The organism is Lacinutrix sp. Bg11-31 (genome assembly GCF_002831665.1).
Classification (GTDB): Bacteria; Bacteroidota; Bacteroidia; order Flavobacteriales; family Flavobacteriaceae; genus Lacinutrix.
The window spans coordinates 522355-540811 of the sequence record NZ_CP025118.1; the positions used below are offsets into that span (position 1 = coordinate 522355).

Below are 18457 nucleotides of genomic sequence, written 5' to 3' on the forward strand. Positions count from 1 at the left end.
AAAGGCATAAAGATAGTTAACAAAGTTATAAGTAAGAAGTTACAAGTAATAAGTTTTTGGCACTTATTAACTAGTTTTAAACACCTCGTTAATTGCTAAAAACGTAAAGCAGACACGTAAAAATGTATTCATTTTATTATTATGGCGTTTCTTTTTACAATCTTAACAGGTTAAAAAAACCTGTTAAGATTGTAAAAAGTCAGGTTTTCCGCTATATCTTTTTTTTGCCATATATGGCAGCAAAAAAAAGGATGCCGCATCAACCCTTAACGCGCTTACTCTAATACTAACTGTTGTTTTTAAAAAGCCGCTTCGCGCTTATCGCAAACCATCCGATTTTTCTTCAAAAAACCACCTTCCTTTAACTAAAGGAAGGAGCGCTTAACGATTGTATTTATAGTAAAATGATAAGCAATAAGTTACGAAACATGATTATACATTTTAAAAGTTCAATATGTAGTGCTCTCCTCTTTTTTCAAAGCGGAGTAATGCATTCAAATTCCTTTTTAGAATTTGAAGAAAGAGGAGTTAATTTAATTTATTAGTTCTTCACTACCTCTTTATCTTCTTCAAAATATGTCCCGCTCTAGCTTTAAAACCAGAACTCTGCATTTGGTAATCGCGCTCTAAAATTAAAACTAGTTCTGGATGTATCCAATCATAATCACTTCCTAAAAGGAAAAGACTATTCATAGCATACGCTTTAGGAGCGATTTTTTCATCATTAATCATCCAATCAAAACAAGCTTCAATAATTTTTTCTTTATGTTTATGCCTTAGTGCTTTTTTAATTGCGTTGTCATGTTTGCTATACAAAGCTTTAACCAAATATTCACAAACTTTAGCAACTGGTCTTACTGCAGAATCTAAATGTACTTTATGTATGTTTTTGGTAAAAGAATCTAAAAAAGGAATAATAGCCTCTAGCTTTTCACCACACATAAATTCGAAAACCCAAGCAGCACGAGGAGATATTTTATCGTCAACCATAAAAAGAATATCTAATAGTTTAGGTATTAGGCTTATGTCGTTAATAACTAGGTTAGCATAGTATAATCGCTTTTCTCTAGAGTGATTAACATAAGTTAATTCTTGGTATAAGGCTTCAGTAGTCAAATGAAATTATTATTTTTAGGCTTTAAAATTAAGTAAAATGAAATGAGCATGTTATTTTTTTGTTATTAATAACAAATAATATGCAAAAACTAAATAAATTTAAGGATATGAAAATTGTAAAAAAAATATTACTCCTATTATTAGTTGCATTCGTAATAGCTCAGTTTTTTGGGCCTGAAAAAAATGAAGGCTCATTAGAATCTGTAGCTGCATTTTTAGAAGAGACTAAACCTCCAGAACATGTAAAAACAATACTAGAGCAAGCTTGTTTCGATTGTCATAGTGATGCAACACGTTATCCTTGGTACAACAACATTACACCTGTAAACTATTGGATGGCAGACCACGTAAAAGATGGGACAAAACATTTTAACGTTTCTAAATGGACAGGTTCTTCTGTAAAAAGAAAAGACCATAAAATGGAAGAGTTAATAGAAATGGTAGAAGCAAAAGAGATGCCTTTACCTTCTTACACTTGGACGCATAGTGAAGCTAAATTAAGCGAACAACAAATTAAAGACGTCTTAAAATGGGCAAACCAAGTAAGAACAATGTATGCTTTGGCTCCAAGACCACAATAATTTTTTGCTTAAAACCGCATTGTTTTAATAGAACACTTTTTTAAACCTCCCTCTTGAATAAAAAACTTCTTATTATCGGTTTCGTTTGGCCAGAACCTCAAAGTTCTGCAGCAGGAAGCCGAATGATGCAACTTATAGAAATATTTAAAAGTAAAAATTACGATATTACTTTTGCCACAGCTTGTGCTAAAAGTGATAATGCTTTCGATTTAAAAGAAATAGGAGTAAAGATAGAAAACATTGTCCTTAACGATTCTAGTTTCGATGTTTTTGTAAAAGAATTAAATCCAAATGTGGTGCTGTTCGATCGTTTTATGATAGAAGAGCAATTTGGCTGGAGAGTTGCAGCAAACTGTCCTAAAGCATTAAGAATACTGGACACAGAAGACTTACATTGTTTAAGACGCGGCAGACATCAAGCCTTAAAAGACAATACCGTTTTCGATATTAGTTATCTATATAACGATACTGCAAAGCGAGAAGTCGCTAGTATTTATAGGTGCGATTTGTCTATTATCATTTCGGAAGTAGAAATGGGAATCTTAAGTCAACAATTTCATGTTAGCGATGGCTTACTTTGTTACTTGCCATTTTTAGTAGACTCTATATCTCAGAAATCGCAAAAAGCATTACCAGATTTTAAAAAACGAGAACATTTTATTACCATTGGTAACTTTCTACATCAACCAAATGTAGATGGATTGATACATTTAAAAGAAAATATCTGGCCACTTATTAGAAAAAAACTACCTAAAGCCGAAATTCATATTTATGGTGCTTATGTTACAGAACACGCAAAGCAGTTAAATAACGAAAAGGAAGGCTTTATTATAAAAGGCTATGCAGACAATGTTAGTAGTCTTATGCAGAATTATAAAATTTGTTTAATACCATTGCGCTATGGAGCAGGTTTAAAAGGTAAAATTTTAGATGCCATGTTAAATGGTGTGCCATGTGTTACTACAAGTATTGGAGCAGAAGGTATGTATGGCAATTTAGAACCTAATGGATTTATAGAGGATGCTCCTGAAGACTTTGCCGAAAAAGCAGTAGAACTCTATAACAATAAAATTTTCTGGGCAGGAAAACAGAAATTAGGAATAAACATTATCAATATTCGTTTCGATAAGCAACTCTACACTAAAGATTTTCTTCTTAAAGTTGAAAACACCCAGAATGCATTAGAAATCCACCGAAGAAATAACTTTACAGGAAGCATGCTTATGCATCATACCATGCAGAGTACAAAGTTTATGAGTAGATGGATAGAGGAGAAGAATAAAAAAGAATAGTTTATCTTTTAATATAATCGCTATTAATTAAAAACCATAATTATGAAACTTACCACACTTAAAAAAACAATGCTATTAGTATTATTAGGGTTTACCATTATGGTAAATGCCCAAATGAATACTAAGCAAGTAGACTCATTAGTAAATTATGCTATGAGTAAATTTAATGTTGCCGGTTGTGCCGTTGCTGTTGTAAAAGATGGCAAAGTAATTCATAGTAAAGGTTATGGTGTTAAATCTATTATCTCTAAAAGTCCTGTAAACGAACACACTCAGTTTGCTATTGCATCCAATAGTAAGGCATTTACAACTGCCGCTTTGGCGATTTTAGTTGAAGAAGGAAAAATTAACTGGCTAGATAAAGTAAAAGATCACATTCCAGAGTTTACAATGTATAATCAATATGTTGAAGATAATTTCAACATCCAAGATCTAGTAACACACCGAAGCGGTTTAGGTTTAGGAATGGGAGATTTAATGTTTTTTCCCGATGGTACAGATTTTAAAATGGAAGATTTACTAAGTAGTTTTCAATATTTTAAACCAGAATCGGCTTTTAGAACCAAATGGGATTACGATAATTTATTATACATAGTAGCAGGAGAGCTTATTGCAAGAAAAAGTGGCATGACTTGGGAGGCCTATATTAAAAGGAATATTCTAGAACCATTGGCTATGGATAATACCTATGCTTCTTTAGATAGAATAAAAGACACCAGTAATCTATCATCATCGCATGCAGTGGAAAAAGGTGAGATTAGAGTAATACCAACTTTTAAAGAAATGATGAATGGTGCTGCAGGTGGTATTTTCTCTAATGTAGATGATCTTTCGCAATGGATGTTACTACAATTAAATAAAGGAAAATTTGGAGACAGTTTGAAGCAGCAATTGTTTTCAGAAAAAAATCATCGCGAAATGTGGAGAGTACACACTGTTATGAGTGCAGATCCAAATCCAAGATACAATTCTCACTTTGCAGGTTATGGTTTAGGTTGGTTTCTATCTGATGTAAAAGGTAATATGAAAGTAGAACACACAGGCGGATTACCAGGAATGCTTTCTAACACCGTTTTAATTCCAGATCTTAACCTTGGTGTTGTTATTTTAACCAATACTAGCGACGATGGTGGTGCATTATTCTCGGCTGTAGCAAATGCTATAACAGACGATTATTTAGGTCTTGACAATTTTAATTGGGTAGATAAATACGCAGCATATTATAAACAACGCGCTACTGGAAATGATGATGCATCAAAAAAAGTATGGGATGCTATTGCTACTGTAGATGCTTCGCATATTAAGCATAAAAAATATACTGGTTTTTATAAAGATAATTGGTTTGGTAAAGCCCAAGTTTTTAAGAAAAAAGGAAAACTATACATTCAGTTTTTGCGCTCACCAAAACTAAATGGAGAATTACAATATTATAAAGATAATACCTTTGCAGTAAAGTGGGAATACCAAGATATGAATGCAGATGCCTTTGTTACTTTTAGTTTAGATGCTAAAGAGAAAGCACAAAGTATTGCTATAAAAGGTATTTCTCCAAACATCGATTTTAGTTTCGATTTTCAAGATTTAGATTTAAAACGTGTAAAGGAATAGTATTCTGTCATTCGTTTTGTCATTCCTGCGAAAGCAGGAATCCACTTTCGTAATATTGATGATAGTATCCTCTGTCATTCCTGCGAATGCAGGAGTCCACTTCTACAGTATAGTGAATAACTATAAAAAAGCCTCAAGAAATTAATTTCTTGAGGCTTTTTTATAGTTAAGGTTTTGCTTGCTAATTAAGCAACAACTTCTTTCTTTTTAATTTTTCTGTATGTAAACGAGTTAAAAATACTACGTTTAGCAAAACGCGTTTGCTTATCACTTTGAGAAAATTTAATGTATAATGCTTTATTTACACCAAAGTACTCGTAGGTATTACCATCTAAAAAAGTTACTTCTAAAAGTAAGCCTTTATGTTTCCAATCCATAATTGGAGATGTAATAGTGGTATTGTATTCTTCTAAATTAGCAGTGTGAGTTTCTGGAGCTATACTTACTAAAAAGTGGTAAGCATCAATAACCTTACGACCCATTTCTTCAGCCTCTACAGCTTTTTCATCTTCATCTTGAAACTTATCTGGATGCCATTCCTTTACTAGGTTTCTATACTTCTTTTTAAGCTCTCCAAGTGTTGGTTTTGCTTCAACTTGAAATAATTTTCTGTACTCGTTAATACGCTTCATAATAAATGCTATTTTTAATAGTGCGCGAAAGTACTCTTTTGTTTTCGATTTTGAGGTTTAAATGTTTAAGAAGTTTGTTTTTAGGTGGTTTCGAATTTAAATTAACGGTTATGTATAACTTAAGTTAGCATTTTGTATGCGAGGATTTTCCGCAGGAAAATCAGACGTAACAAAAACGCTCTAAATTACGCATTATTTTTATACGATATTAGCAGCTGTTTTTTATTTTCGGTTCATAATTATTCGGAATAAAAACATTGTTTTCAGATTTCTCTATTAGAATTTCTAATAATTTTTGAATATCGTCAGCGTTATATTCCGTAGTTTTTATTGAGATTTCAGATTTTGATTTGAAATCAAGTTTTAAATTTTTACTAAATCGGTCAAATTGGATTTGAGTGAGTTCATTCAGATTTCTTTTCGGATGCCAACGTTTATTTAAAATTAGTTCGTTGTCTTTGATAAATATTGTGAATGGTTTTTTTGCATTATAGATAAAATGCATAATAAACTCAACTATTGAATGCACCCAAAAAATCAAAATAATAAAAATCACGTTACTATAATTATCATTAATAATTAAAAGAGTTGTCCAAAATGATGCAATAACGAATGAAAAAATACTTATTTTTTTTGTTTGACTACGAATTTTAAAGTCAGATTCGTAGTCATTATTTAAAATGGCATAATCTTCTAAAAAAGAGGTTAAAAAAATTAACACAATCAATAATATATTCAGCGCAAGAGGAAATTCTGTTCGCTTAACTTGTCCGTAAGCTAAAATTGTAATTAGTAGTATAAATGGTATAAAATATTTCATTAGTTGTTGGTCTGCTCAAATTTCTGCTAACGTTTGGTATAAGATTAGTTGCGTTGTTTAGGTAACTAATTTGTGCAAATACAAACCGAATAGAAAATCTGCAATAATTTTTGTAAGCAGCCTTGCACCAGCAATATTATAGAGTGTTGGCCACTAAACACCATAAACGAATGGTTATTCCGTATTATTTCAATATTAAATTCTTAGCGTCATTGTTATTTAACCGATTTTATCTCATGGAGGAGGATTTTAACAGTTGTGTTGCCTATATTTTCAACATAATGTTTTGTTGTTTTGTCCGCCCAAAAAACCGTTCCAGTTACTTCATTATAGTCAACAGGTTGTCCGTTTTCTGGATAGACCCTTATGTTTCCACCTGATACTACATATTCTGTTTTGGCAGGATGGTTATGCAAATTATCTTTTTCTCCCGGCCTAAGAGTATACTCTACAATTCTTACATACTCATTCTCTAGTAGTACTTTGTAATTATTTGGGGAAACTTTGACAACGTCTATTTCTACATTTGAGGAGTCGGTTGTCAATGAGACTTTATCTTTTATGGTATCAATGGATGTATTTGGATTAATGTCCTTTGACTTTTTGTTTTGATTACAAGAGGTTGCTATATAGCAAATTGAAATTAGAAAAATTAATTTGGTCATATTCATAATTTAGTCATTTTGTTTTAGTCAAGGTACTTATTATAATCCAATAACGTGCAATTGGAGTTCCAATTCTGTTAGTCACCTGAAATTTTCAAACGCCACAATAATTTAAATCGTATTTCTTGGATTCAATATTCTTAGCTTACGCCCAACAGTTAAACTGATATGCAACCGTTTTAATGTTTTATATCAGTAGCTTAAATTCGAAGTTTGACTATTTTTTTTAAGTCAAGTATTATAAATACTGAAATTTAAGGGTAGTTATAGAAGTGTTTAATATATTATTGTAAGTAGTTTTATTCGCAACCAATCTCAACTAACTCCTCCATTTTTTTGTTTTGGATTTAGAGGTTTAAGAAGTTTGTTTTTAGGTGTTTCGAATTTAAATTAACGTATTACTTGATATACAACTGTTTTAATGTTTTATATCAGCAGTTAGTTTAAATTCGAAGTTCGACTATTTTTTTTATAAAGTCAACTTTTAATAAAGAGAATATTAGCCTTTTTCTTAATTTCGCAATCTCAAAGAAATAAATATGATTACAGTAGATAACTTAGCAGTAGAATTTAGTGGTACAACGTTATTTAGCGATGTAAATTTCGTTATTAATCCTAACGATAAGATTGCACTTATGGGAAAAAATGGAGCAGGAAAATCTACTATGATGAAAATTGTAGCAGGCGCTCAAAGTCCTACTAGAGGAAAAATAAGTCATCCAAAGGAAACTGTAATCGCATACCTTCCGCAGCATTTGCTAACACAAGATAATTGTACTGTTTTTGAAGAAGCATCGAAAGCATTTGCTCACGTTTTTAAAATGAAGAGTGAAATGGACGCGTACAATAAAGCCCTAGAAACAAGAACGGATTACGAGAGCGACGAATACATGTCTATTATCGAGAAGGTAAGTGAGTTAGGCGAGCAATTCTACGCTTTAGAAGATGTTAATTACGATGCTGAGGTAGAGAAAGCCCTAAAAGGTCTTGGTTTTAAGCAAGAAGATTTTACAAGATTAACTAACGAGTTTTCTGGAGGTTGGAGAATGCGTATTGAGTTGGCTAAAATTTTGCTTCAGAAACCAGATTTAATTTTATTAGATGAGCCTACAAACCATATTGATATAGAATCTGTAATTTGGTTAGAAGATTTCTTAGTTAATAAAGCCAATGCGGTAATGGTTATTTCTCACGATAGAGCCTTTATCGATAATATTACCAATCGTACTATAGAAGTTACTATGGGACGTATTTACGATTACAAGGCTAACTATTCGCATTACTTACAATTAAGAGAAGAGCGAAGAGTACACCAAGTAAAAGCATACCAAGAGCAACAAAAGTTTATTGCTGATAATCAACAATTTATTGATCGTTTTAAGGGTACTTTTTCTAAAACAAACCAAGTAACCTCTAGAGAGCGTATGCTTGAGAAGTTACAAATTATAGAAATTGATGAGGTGGATACTGCAGCCTTGAAACTAAAGTTCCCATCTGCACAGCGTTCTGGAGATTATCCGGTAATGGTAGAAGATTTAACTAAAAGCTACGGCGATCTTACGGTATTTAAAAATGCTAGTTTCTCTATTGCTAGAGGCGAGAAAGTAAGTTTTGTAGGAAGAAATGGTGAAGGTAAATCTACCATGATTAAATCTATTCTTGGCGAAATTGAAGTAGAAGGGAAGTGTAGTTTAGGCCATAATGTACAGGTTGGTTATTTTGCACAAAACCAAGCCGCTTTATTGGATACAGAATTAACTGTTTTTCAAACAGTAGATTTAGTAGCAAAAGGCGATGTAAGAACACAAATTAAAAATATTTTAGGTCGTTTTATGTTTAAAGGCGACGATATAGAAAAGAAAGTAAGTGTATTATCTGGAGGAGAAAAAACCAGATTGGCAATGGTAAAACTATTACTAGAACCTGTAAACTTGCTTATTCTCGATGAGCCTACAAACCACTTAGATTTAAAATCTAAAGATGTTTTAAAAGAAGCGCTTCAAAGTTTTGATGGTACATTAATATTAGTATCTCACGATCGTGATTTCTTACAAGGTTTATCTCAAAAGGTATTCGAATTTAAAGACCAACGTGTTATCGAGCATTTTGAAACTATTGATGCCTTTTTAGAAAGAAACCGTATTAAGAGTATTAAAGAAATGGACCTATAGGTTTTACTTCTTTTTTACTTTTTCTTTAATCCAATCTACACTTCTTTTTGCAGATTTAGGCGCATTAAAACGATACCCAAAATAGAGTTTTGCATAACTTCTATCGCTAATAATATTGGTTTTTGTTTTGGCATTCGATGCATTAGAATCGAAATTAAAATTAGCACCTGCAACAAAGTCTGGAGAGGTATAACCAAAGTATAGACCTAAGTTTAAAGCTGTAGTAAATAAAGTATTTTGTTCGTTTATATCGCCTAAAGCGTAGTTTGTAAAACGTACACCAATAGCAGGAGAAATAGAGGGCGTAACAAACCAGCTTTTTTCTAAAACCCAAGTGTAGTAATAGTCTGAAGCTATAGAAATGTTATAGAAATTTTGAGCTTCTTTTTCATTCTCTACATAATCCGAAATACGCTGGTAACCATAACGTAAACTTGGTATTAAGCTTCCTGCACTTTTGCGTTGCCACTCGGTATTATATAATACGTGTTTTAGTGAGAAATTTGGATTCATAACGTAAGACGTTGCTCCATTCCAGCTTATGGTTTTAAAGTTAGGAAACTCCTCTTGCACACCTTCTAATATTTCACCATCTCTATAAAAACCACGAACGCGTCTGTATTGAATATTCTGTATCCATTGCTTTAAGAACAAACGGATTTTAATATCTTGAAAAGCCGTTTTATAAGGTAAGTTTTTCGCTTTTGGCGAAAAACCAATACTTAAACCCAGAAATTCATAATTAGCAGATAGCGTAAATTTAAAATTGTTATTAGCCGTTAAGCTAAAATTCTCGGTGTCGTTATTTTGTATGGAATACGATTCTGTTTGTGTATTAATATTTGCTTTCAGCATTATTTTATGCTTAAAAGAAGTAATGTAAGTAGAGTCGTTTTCGGTTTCTTGGCTGTAGCTAAAAACAGTAAAACACATTAAAAATACGAGTAAGCTATACTTCATTTAATTACAGTAGATTAATAAATTGTTTAACACCTTTGGTTGCAGTGGCTTCTATAACGGTTAAGTTTTTAGAATCACCAATAGAAGGATTCGGATCTATAAAATAAGTAGCAGTATTTTCTGGTACATAATGCATTAAGCTAGCAGCAGGATACACTTGCATAGAGGTGCCGATAATAAGTAAAACATCTGCTGTGTTACATATTTCTACCGCTTTATCAATCATTGGTACAGCTTCACCAAACCAAACAATATGCGGTCGCAATTGGTGTCCGTTTTCGTCTAAATCACCAAGATTTAAATCGGCAGTCCAAGGTTTTACTACGGCTTCATTTTTAATAGAACGCACTTTTAATAATTCGCCATGTAAATGATACACGTTACTACTACCTACACGTTCGTGTAAATCGTCTACATTTTGAGTGATAATAGTTACTTTGTAAGTACTTTCTAAAGCTGCTAAATCAAAATGTGCGGCATTCGGTTTAACCGTTAATAATTGTCTTCTACGTTGGTTATAGAAATCGAAAACTAATTCAGGATTAGCCTTAAAACCTTCGGGAGAAGCAACGTCCATAACGTTATGTCCTTCCCAAAGCCCATTTGCGTCTCTAAAGGTTTTAAGTCCGCTTTCGGCACTCATTCCAGCTCCTGTAAGTGCAACAATGTGTTTCATGTATTTGTTTTTATTGTTTTTTTATGATCACATGTTGTTTGCTAATCATCATATTTTTTGGTTAAACCTCTTAAGGCTTGTTTTAGTTTAATAAAGTCTTAAAGCTATAAAGTTAGTATTATTTCTTTTATGGTTGGCAGACTTATGATTAATCTGTAATTTTGTTTAGCTATTAAAACAATAATTAAAACCTAATCAATAAATGAAAACATTTTTTAAAGTCTTTGTATTGTTACCATTAGTATTATTATCTAGTTGTAGATCGGACGATGCAGAAACAGACCAAGTAACAGATTTAGAATCTAAAACATATATATTGAACCCAGTTGGTAACTCTGAAATTTCTGGTTCAGTTCGTTTTATTAAAAATTCTAATTTTACATTAAGTATTGAATTAAATATGATAGGTACTATTGATAACGATTATCATTCTGCCTTTTTATATATGGACAATGCTGCTAACGATGGAGAAGTTATTGCTTTAACTTTAGATACTGTAGTTGGAGAAACGGGAATGAGTACAACTGTTTTCACCAAATTGGATGACGATACACCAATCTCTTATGAAGAATTATTAAATTTCGATGGCTATATTGAGATTAAGTCTAACGATGTAAATTTAAATACTCCAAAAGCAAATGGAGATATTGGACAAAACGAATTAACAAGCGATCAAGTAACTTACGATTTAGAAGAGCGCGATTTAACAGATGCTTCAGGTACAATTACTTTTAAAAAGCGATTAAATGGTGAAGCTTTAGCTATTTTTAATTTAGAAGGAACTCCTGCTAGTGGCATGCTTCCTGCTCATATTCATGCAAATGATGCAGCAACAGGAGGACCAATTCTTTTTACTTTTAAAATGGTAAATGGTACAACAGGCTCTAGTCATACAAACATAGAAATGCTTGACGATGGGACTCCTTTTGTGTACAACGATGTTTTAACAGTAAACGGTTATGTAAATGTTCATTTTGAAAATGACCTTTCACTTTTAATTGCACAAGGCAACATAGGAAGTAACTAAACAAAAAAAATATAGATTTTAAAAACCTGATGCATTTGTATCAGGTTTTTTTATTTTTACATTATGATTGATATTAAACTTATAGAACATCTCGAAACCTATCTTACAGAAAACAGATTAGAACGTTTTCATAAAGTCTTAGAAGGCCGCACAAAACACTTTACAGTGGCAACAGAAGATGTTTACCAATTACATAACACAAGTGCTGTAATACGTAGTTGCGATGTATTTGGCATACAGGAAGTTAGTATAGTAGAGGAAACAAATACCAAGCGTATAGATAGAGAAATTGCAATGGGAGCCCAAAAATGGGTAGATTTAAATAGATACCAATCTGTAAAAGAATGTATTAAAGATTTAAAAGATAATGGTTACCAAATTGTGGCAACAACACCACATACAGACGATTGTGAGTTGCACGATTTTGATGTAACTAAGAAGTCTTGTTTTTTCTTCGGAAGGGAAACTGAAGGACTATCTGAAGCCGTTTTAAAAGAAGCAGATGTTTTTATGAAAATCCCGATGGTAGGTTTTACAGAGAGTTTAAATATTTCGGTTTCTGCTGCAATAACACTGCAACACGTGACTACAAAGTTGAAAAAAACAGATATTAATTGGCAATTAACTGAAGAAGAAAAACTAGAAAAACGTCTCGATTGGTGTAAAAAAACGATTAAAAGTTATTCAGAAATTATTGAGCGCTATTATGAGAAGGAATAGTTTTTAGTACGCACTAGTCTCAGTGAAATAGAACACAAAATAAAAAGCCTCAAAAATCTTAGATTTTTTGAGGCTTTTATATTGTATAGTGTGACTAAAACTAATTAACCACGTTTTCTATCACGGCTTAATACCTTATATTCTTCATAGCATTGGCTAATGGCGTCTAGCATTTGAAGATCGTTTGCTTTATTTATAAAATCTTTAGAGTAATTACATTGCGATACAATTTCGTCTAAATCTACTTTAGTCAATTGTAATAAAACCATTAATGTTTCTCTATCGAAACGAGACGCTAAAAGATTTCTAATCTCGTCGTCTTTTTTCATCTGTTTAAGCTTCTTCAATTCTGTGCCTTTTCTACTAAATGTGTTGTAGAGAAAATCTAACGGATTAAAAATAGAGCCTAAAACCTTGCTAATAGTATTTGGTGATTTGTTATTTCCTGCTTCGTAGCCTGTTCTTAAACCAGAGATGCTATAACGGTAATTAGTATTTACTTGTACTTGCTTAATATCTAATTCTAAGTAACCTGTAAGCTGTAATTCGTTTACAACAATCTCTTCTAAGGCAAGTGCTAGTTCTGTTAAGGTAATTTTAGAACTTCCAAATTTTAACCAATCGTTAGTTACACGAACTTTAATAGATTTATAACCAATATAAGTAAGGTGTAATGTGTCGTTTACTTTTGCTTTAAGTTTAAACTCTCCTTTATCGTTAGTAGATGTACCAATTACCTGATTAAGGTTTACAATGTTTACATTGTCTATTGGACCATTAGTTTGAGAGTCTATTATAACACCTTCAACAGCCTCTTTCTTATCTGCTTCCTCTACCTGAGCAAATGCGAATGATGAGCTAATAATTAAAAAAAGTAAGGCTATAAAGTGTTTCATGTTTGTTTTGTAAGGCATAAAAGTACTAAACAAAAAGCTAATTATGTATTATTTAGCCAATGTTTGAGTAAATATTAACATATATAATACCAGTTTTGTTCTTTAAAAGAGATTATTAATTAATAATATATTATATTTTGCTTTATGATTAATTTTTATAGTAAAATGAATAAGGCTAGCTATATATTATTGAGTGTTCTTTTGTTTTTTTCTATAGAAGGAAACGCACAAAACGAAGCTGCTATTTGGTATTTTGGAGGAAACGCAGGATTAGATTTTAATTCTGGAACTCCAGTTGTGTTAACAGATGGGCAATTGAGTACAAGCGAAGGTTGTTCTACAATTAGCGATACTAATGGCAATCTTTTATTTTATACAGATGGTATTTCTGTTTGGGATAAAAACCACAACGTTATGCCTAATGGTGTTGGTTTATTAGGAGATCCATCTAGTACGCAATCAGGAATAATTGTACCTAAACCAAACGATACTTCTGTTTATTATATTTTTACTGTAGATGATATAGGTGGAGCAAATGGTTTACGTTATTCTGAAGTAGATTTAACACTAAACAATGGAGATGGAGATATTACTTCGAATAAGAACATTCTGTTAAGTGTTCCAACTGCAGAGAAGATTTCGGCTGTAGAGCATGCCAATCAAACAGATATTTGGGTCGTTAGCCATTCTTGGGAAAGTCAAGATTTTATAGCTTATAAAGTAACTCCTAGTGGAGTAACTATGGCTCCAGTAGTCTCTTCTGTTGGTTATGTTTATGACTCTCCAGATATTGAACAAACTATAGGTTATCTAAAAATGTCGCCAGACGCTTCAAAATTAGCGTTATCGGTTTATGGAACAGGTAGTAGAGTAGAGATTTTCGACTTCAATAGTGCTACAGGTATTGTGTCTAATCCTATTACACTTGTAGATCCAGTATTTGCAAATTCTGGTGGAGGAACTTATGGCGTTGAGTTTTCTCCAAACAGTAATCTTTTATACATTTCAGAGTTGTTATATGGTATTAATTTATCTAAAGTGTACCAGTTCGATTTGAGCACTTATACTCTTGCCAGCATAACAACTTCGCAGCAAACATTATATCAAGGCAGCGATTTTATTGGAGCAATACAATTAGCTATCGATGGAAAAATATACTTGACAAACGAGGATAAAATATTTTTAGATATTATTGAAGAACCAAATGTTGTTGGCACAGGAGCTAATTATATTAATAGAGGTTTAGAATTAAATGGAAGGACTTGCTATTTAGGTTTGCCACCATTTATTCAGTCTTATTTTAATGTGCAGTTTAATGTTGAAAATACTTGTCTAGGTGATACAACAACGTTCTCATTAGAAACTTCTACCACAGATACAATTAATTCAATACTTTGGGATTTTGGAGATGGAAACACCTCTAATTTAGTGAGTCCTACGCATACTTATACTGCTGCTGGTACTTACAATGTGTCTGCTGTTATAGACACAAGTATTTCATCAAGAACTGTTGCTAACACAGTTATAATTAGTGAAATACCAGTTGCTAATATTGTGAGTGATTATATACTATGCGATGATGTAAGTAACGATGAGTTTGCAGCGTTTAATCTACCTGCTAAATCTAACGAAATCTTCGGAAGTCAGTCTCAAACGCAATATAATGTGTCTTATTTTTTGTCTGAGCAAGATGCTATAAATCATCAAAATATATTAGATAATTTATATACAAATACAGTAATGCCTCAAGAAATTTTTGCAAAGATTTATAATTCTCAAAATAGCGATTGTTACGATATTACTACTTTTAACCTTATAGTTAGTAAACAACCAATAGCTAATCCTGTTACAAATTCTGTTTTTTGTGATGGTGTAGAAAATGATAATTCTGAACTTGTTAATTTAACAAGTTTTAATTCAGAAATTCTTCAAAATCAAGATTCGTCAGGTTTTAATATTACTTACCATTTGAATGCTAATGATGCACAAAATGGAACGAATAGTTTGTCTAATAGTTTTCAAACACAAAGCAATCCTCAGACAATTCATGTTCGTATAGAGAACAGTAGTAATTCATTATGTTTCGATACTAATAGTTTTAATATTATTATAGATGGACAAATTATCGCTTATCAACCAAATAACATGTATTTATGCGATGATTTAAATGATGGAACAGAGGCATTTAACCTTTCTCAATTAAATGATGAAGTAATAAACAATCAAGCAGGTAGTTTTATAGTTACTTATTACTTAAACCAAGCTGATGCAGATTTAAATGAAAACCAGTTGCAACTTCCATATAATAATGTAAGTTCTACTGAAACTATTTATGCAAGAATTGAAAAAGCAAATAACAGTAATTGTTATGATGTTACTAGCTTTATAATAGGTGTTTTGGATAAACCAGTAGTTAATCTAGAAACTAGATATTTTATATGTGTTGGTGAAACGTTAACTATAGAAGCCGAAACAGGTTTCAATACTTATTTATGGAGTACTAATGAAACAACTTCATCAATAACAATTAGCGAAGCTGGAAATTATAGTTTAACAGTCTCTACAGTATATCCGTCTGTTCAAGAAAGCTGCAGTGCAACGCATAATTTTACTGTTATAGCTTCAGACGAAGCAGTTATAGAAACTATAAATATTCAAGATTGGACTGCTAATAATAATGTAATTTCTGTTATAGCGAATGGAATAGGAACATACGAATATTCAATAGATAATATTACTTTTCAAGACAGTCCAGTTTTTACTGGATTGGGAGTAGGAGAGTATACTGTTTATGTAAGAGATAAAAATAACTGTGGTGTAATAGCAGAAACAGTTTACTTATTATATTATCCATATTACTTTACTCCAAATGGAGATACAGTTCACGATTTTTGGCAAATATATGCCTCTAATACTGATCCTGATTTAGAGATATTAATATACGATAGGTTTGGTAAATTATTAAAAATACTTAACCCTTTAGGTCGAGGTTGGGACGGAACATATAATGGTAAAAATATGCCAACATCAGACTATTGGTTTGTAGTTAAACGTCCAAATAACGAGCAGATTTATAAAGGTCATTTTACATTAAAACGATAAAAAAAATCCCAAACCGTAAAGATTTGGGATTTATATATATACTATTTTCTTCTAGTTTAATCTTTTCTTCTAGAACGTCCAGATCTTGAGTGCGTAGTTTTAAATTCGCCTTTATCTCTATCTCCACCATCACTTCTTCTAGAACGAGCTGGAGAGTCGTCGCTTCCACGTCTTCTGTCTCCAGAACCTTCGCTGCGTCTTCTGTCTCCACCACCACTTGAGCGTCTGTCTCCACCGCCAGATCTTCTTCTGTCTCCACCAGATCCACCTTCACGACGTCTTCCGCCTCCACCAGATCCACCAGATCCTCCACGTCCACGTCCACCGCGACTTGGTTTATCTTCAGTGATTTCAACGTTTACAAAACGACCTTCATGCTTATAATCTGTAAAGAAAGCTAATACTTTCTCTTGGTGTTCTTTTTCTGTGTTAAAGAAAGAGAACGTGTCTTTACAATCTACTTTAAAGACATCGTCACGACCTAAGTCTAACACTTCTTTTAAGAAATCTTTTAATTTCATCCAATCGAAACCATCTTTCTCACCAACGTTTATAAAGTAACGTGCTGCGCTTCCGCTAGATTCACGACCACTATCGCGACCAGAATCTCCAGCTGCAACGTTTAAGTTTTTCGATTTTTGGTAATAATTAAAGAAACGTGTAAATTCTACAGAGAAGAATTTTTTAATAAGCTCTTCTTTTGAAGTCTCTTCAAACAGTGCATTAATATCTTCTAAGTATTTATCAATCTCATGATTGATTTCTGTATTGTGTATTTTATTTGCTAAAGACATTAATTGTACTTCGCAAATAGCCATTCCGTTAGGAATTTCTTTTAATTCAAATTTCTTATTAATAATACGTTCGATACTTTTTAATCTACGTACTTCACTTTTAGAAACAATAACCATAGAAACACCAGTTTTTCCAGCACGACCAGTTCTACCAGAACGGTGTGTGTAGGTTTCTATTTCATCACTTAATTGATAATTAATTACGTGAGTAATATCGTCTACATCAATACCACGTGCAGCAACATCTGTTGCAACAAGCATTTGTATTTGACGCGATCTAAATTGCTTCATCACAATATCACGTTGATTTTGAGATAAATCACCATGTAAAGCTCCTGCACTGTAACCATCTTCAATTAAGTTTTCTGCTACTTTTTGTGTATCACGTTTTGTTCTACAAAATATTACTGAAAATATCTCTGGATTAGCATCTGCTAAACGTTTTAAAGCTTGGTAACGATCGCGAGCGTTTACCATATAGTATTCGTGCGATACTGTATCTGTACTCTGGTTTTTATGACCTACAGTAATTTCCTGAGGCTCATTCATGAATTTTTTTGCAATAGTTGCCACTTCTCTTGGCATAGTTGCAGAAAATAACCATGTGTTTTTCTCGTCTGGTGTTCCAGAAAGGATATCTGTAATATCTTCCTTGAAACCCATGTTTAACATCTCATCAGCTTCATCTAAAACCGCATATTGGATTTTAGTAATATCAACTAATCTACGCTTAATCATATCTTTCATACGACCAGGAGTAGCTACAATTACTTGTGCGCCACGCTTTACTTCTCTTGCTTGGTCTGTAATGCTTGATCCACCATATATGGCAACCACGTTTAAACCTTTGCAATATTTACCGTAAGCTTTCATTTCGTTTGCAATTTGCAAACAAAGTTCACGAGTAGGAGATAGTATTAAACCTTGTGTTGTACGACTATCAATATCAATTTTTTGCAACATTGGAAAACCAAATGCAGCTGTTTTTCCAGTTCCAGTTTGCGCTAAGGCTACTAAATCTGTTTCTTCGTTTAATAATATTGGGATTGCTTTTTCTTGTACTTCAGATGGTGTTTCGAAACCTAAATCTGTAATACCTTTTAAAAGATCTTCGTTTAGACCTAATTCTTGGAATGTGCTCATTCTTATTTTATGTATTTCAATGTCAAACTATTTTGGTGTTACGAATAGAAGTGCATTGAACATACTTAACCTAAAACTTCTAGTAACACATCCTCACTCTGAGGAGTAATAAACGCATATGCGTTTTTTCAAGGTGCAAAGGTACGTAATTATTTAGGATATTCAATTTTTATAATTTTAAGTGCTATTTAATAGCCGTAAGCCTTTTAAAAACTACAGTTTTGTTTTTAGTAAATTATTATTTAATATTAATT

Annotated in this window: 15 protein-coding genes; 7 read left to right on the forward strand and 8 right to left on the reverse strand. The window is 32.3% G+C overall.

The genetic code is table 11. From position 1 onward, the window contains the following. Nucleotides 1–552: 552 nt before the first annotated feature. Entirely contained in the window at nucleotides 553–1116 is a 564-nt protein-coding gene (locus CW733_RS02355; protein WP_100995330.1) for an adenylosuccinate lyase, read from the reverse strand. Between the two features lie 107 nt (nucleotides 1117–1223). On the opposite strand from CW733_RS02355, the gene CW733_RS02360 reads away from it, so the two are divergent. From CW733_RS02360 to CW733_RS02370, 3 genes are read left to right on the forward strand one after another with little or no spacing between them, the layout of a single operon-like run. Beyond that, nucleotides 1224–1697: a heme-binding domain-containing protein gene (locus tag CW733_RS02360; RefSeq protein WP_100998621.1), complete on the forward strand. Its 474-nt coding sequence runs from the start codon at nucleotides 1224–1226 to the stop codon at nucleotides 1695–1697. A 53-nt stretch (nucleotides 1698–1750) separates the two neighbouring features. Then, nucleotides 1751–2989 (forward strand): glycosyltransferase family 4 protein, encoded by a 1239-nt coding sequence (locus CW733_RS02365; protein ID WP_100995332.1) that lies wholly within the window; start codon nucleotides 1751–1753, stop codon nucleotides 2987–2989. Between the two features lie 42 nt (nucleotides 2990–3031). After that, on the forward strand, nucleotides 3032–4597 hold the full coding sequence (locus tag CW733_RS02370; RefSeq protein ID WP_198520099.1) for a serine hydrolase: 1566 nt from the start codon (nucleotides 3032–3034) through the stop codon (nucleotides 4595–4597). Nucleotides 4598–4782: 185 nt separating this feature from the next. Here the strand turns inward: CW733_RS02370 and CW733_RS02375 are convergent, their stop codons facing one another. From CW733_RS02375 to CW733_RS02385, 3 genes are all read right to left on the reverse strand, one after another. After that, complete coding sequence (locus tag CW733_RS02375) at nucleotides 4783–5229, reverse strand: KTSC domain-containing protein (protein ID WP_100995334.1); 447 nt, start codon at nucleotides 5227–5229, stop codon at nucleotides 4783–4785. A 208-nt stretch (nucleotides 5230–5437) separates the two neighbouring features. Next, entirely contained in the window at nucleotides 5438–6049 is a 612-nt protein-coding gene (locus CW733_RS02380) for a hypothetical protein (protein ID WP_100995336.1), read from the reverse strand. A 215-nt stretch (nucleotides 6050–6264) separates the two neighbouring features. Then, nucleotides 6265–6720: a cupin domain-containing protein gene (locus CW733_RS02385; RefSeq protein WP_100995338.1), complete on the reverse strand. Its 456-nt coding sequence runs from the start codon at nucleotides 6718–6720 to the stop codon at nucleotides 6265–6267. 533 nt (nucleotides 6721–7253) lie between these two features. Here CW733_RS02385 and CW733_RS02390 point away from each other — a divergent pair. Continuing rightward, entirely contained in the window at nucleotides 7254–8885 is a 1632-nt protein-coding gene (locus CW733_RS02390; protein ID WP_100995339.1) for an ABC-F family ATP-binding cassette domain-containing protein, read from the forward strand. A 3-nt stretch (nucleotides 8886–8888) separates the two neighbouring features. Here the strand turns inward: CW733_RS02390 and CW733_RS02395 are convergent, their stop codons facing one another. Both CW733_RS02395 and CW733_RS02400 read right to left on the reverse strand, forming a co-directional pair. Continuing rightward, complete coding sequence (locus tag CW733_RS02395) at nucleotides 8889–9845, reverse strand: DUF4421 family protein (protein WP_100995341.1); 957 nt, start codon at nucleotides 9843–9845, stop codon at nucleotides 8889–8891. Between the two features lie 4 nt (nucleotides 9846–9849). Further along, the gene (locus CW733_RS02400) at nucleotides 9850–10521 is read right to left on the reverse strand and encodes an NAD-dependent deacylase (protein ID WP_100995343.1); all 672 of its coding nucleotides are present in this window, start codon (nucleotides 10519–10521) and stop codon (nucleotides 9850–9852) included. A gap of 202 nt (nucleotides 10522–10723) precedes the next feature. Here CW733_RS02400 and CW733_RS02405 point away from each other — a divergent pair, with 202 nt between their 5' ends. After that, nucleotides 10724–11548, forward strand: coding sequence for a CHRD domain-containing protein (locus CW733_RS02405; RefSeq protein ID WP_100995345.1), 825 nt, complete (start codon nucleotides 10724–10726; stop codon nucleotides 11546–11548). 63 nt (nucleotides 11549–11611) lie between these two features. Then, nucleotides 11612–12268: an RNA methyltransferase gene (locus CW733_RS02410; protein ID WP_100995347.1), complete on the forward strand. Its 657-nt coding sequence runs from the start codon at nucleotides 11612–11614 to the stop codon at nucleotides 12266–12268. A gap of 104 nt (nucleotides 12269–12372) precedes the next feature. Here the strand turns inward: CW733_RS02410 and CW733_RS02415 are convergent, their stop codons facing one another. After that, the gene (locus tag CW733_RS02415; RefSeq protein WP_100998625.1) at nucleotides 12373–13164 is read right to left on the reverse strand and encodes a carboxypeptidase-like regulatory domain-containing protein; all 792 of its coding nucleotides are present in this window, start codon (nucleotides 13162–13164) and stop codon (nucleotides 12373–12375) included. A gap of 165 nt (nucleotides 13165–13329) precedes the next feature. Between CW733_RS02415 and CW733_RS02420 the strand changes: the two genes are divergently transcribed. Beyond that, entirely contained in the window at nucleotides 13330–16266 is a 2937-nt protein-coding gene (locus tag CW733_RS02420; protein ID WP_198520100.1) for a T9SS type B sorting domain-containing protein, read from the forward strand. A gap of 56 nt (nucleotides 16267–16322) precedes the next feature. Here the strand turns inward: CW733_RS02420 and CW733_RS02425 are convergent, their stop codons facing one another. Further along, nucleotides 16323–18203 carry a DEAD/DEAH box helicase gene (locus CW733_RS02425; RefSeq protein WP_100995351.1) on the reverse strand — a complete coding sequence of 627 codons (1881 nt, stop codon included), beginning with the start codon at nucleotides 18201–18203 and terminating at the stop codon, nucleotides 16323–16325. Between the last annotated feature and the right edge of the window lie 254 nt (nucleotides 18204–18457).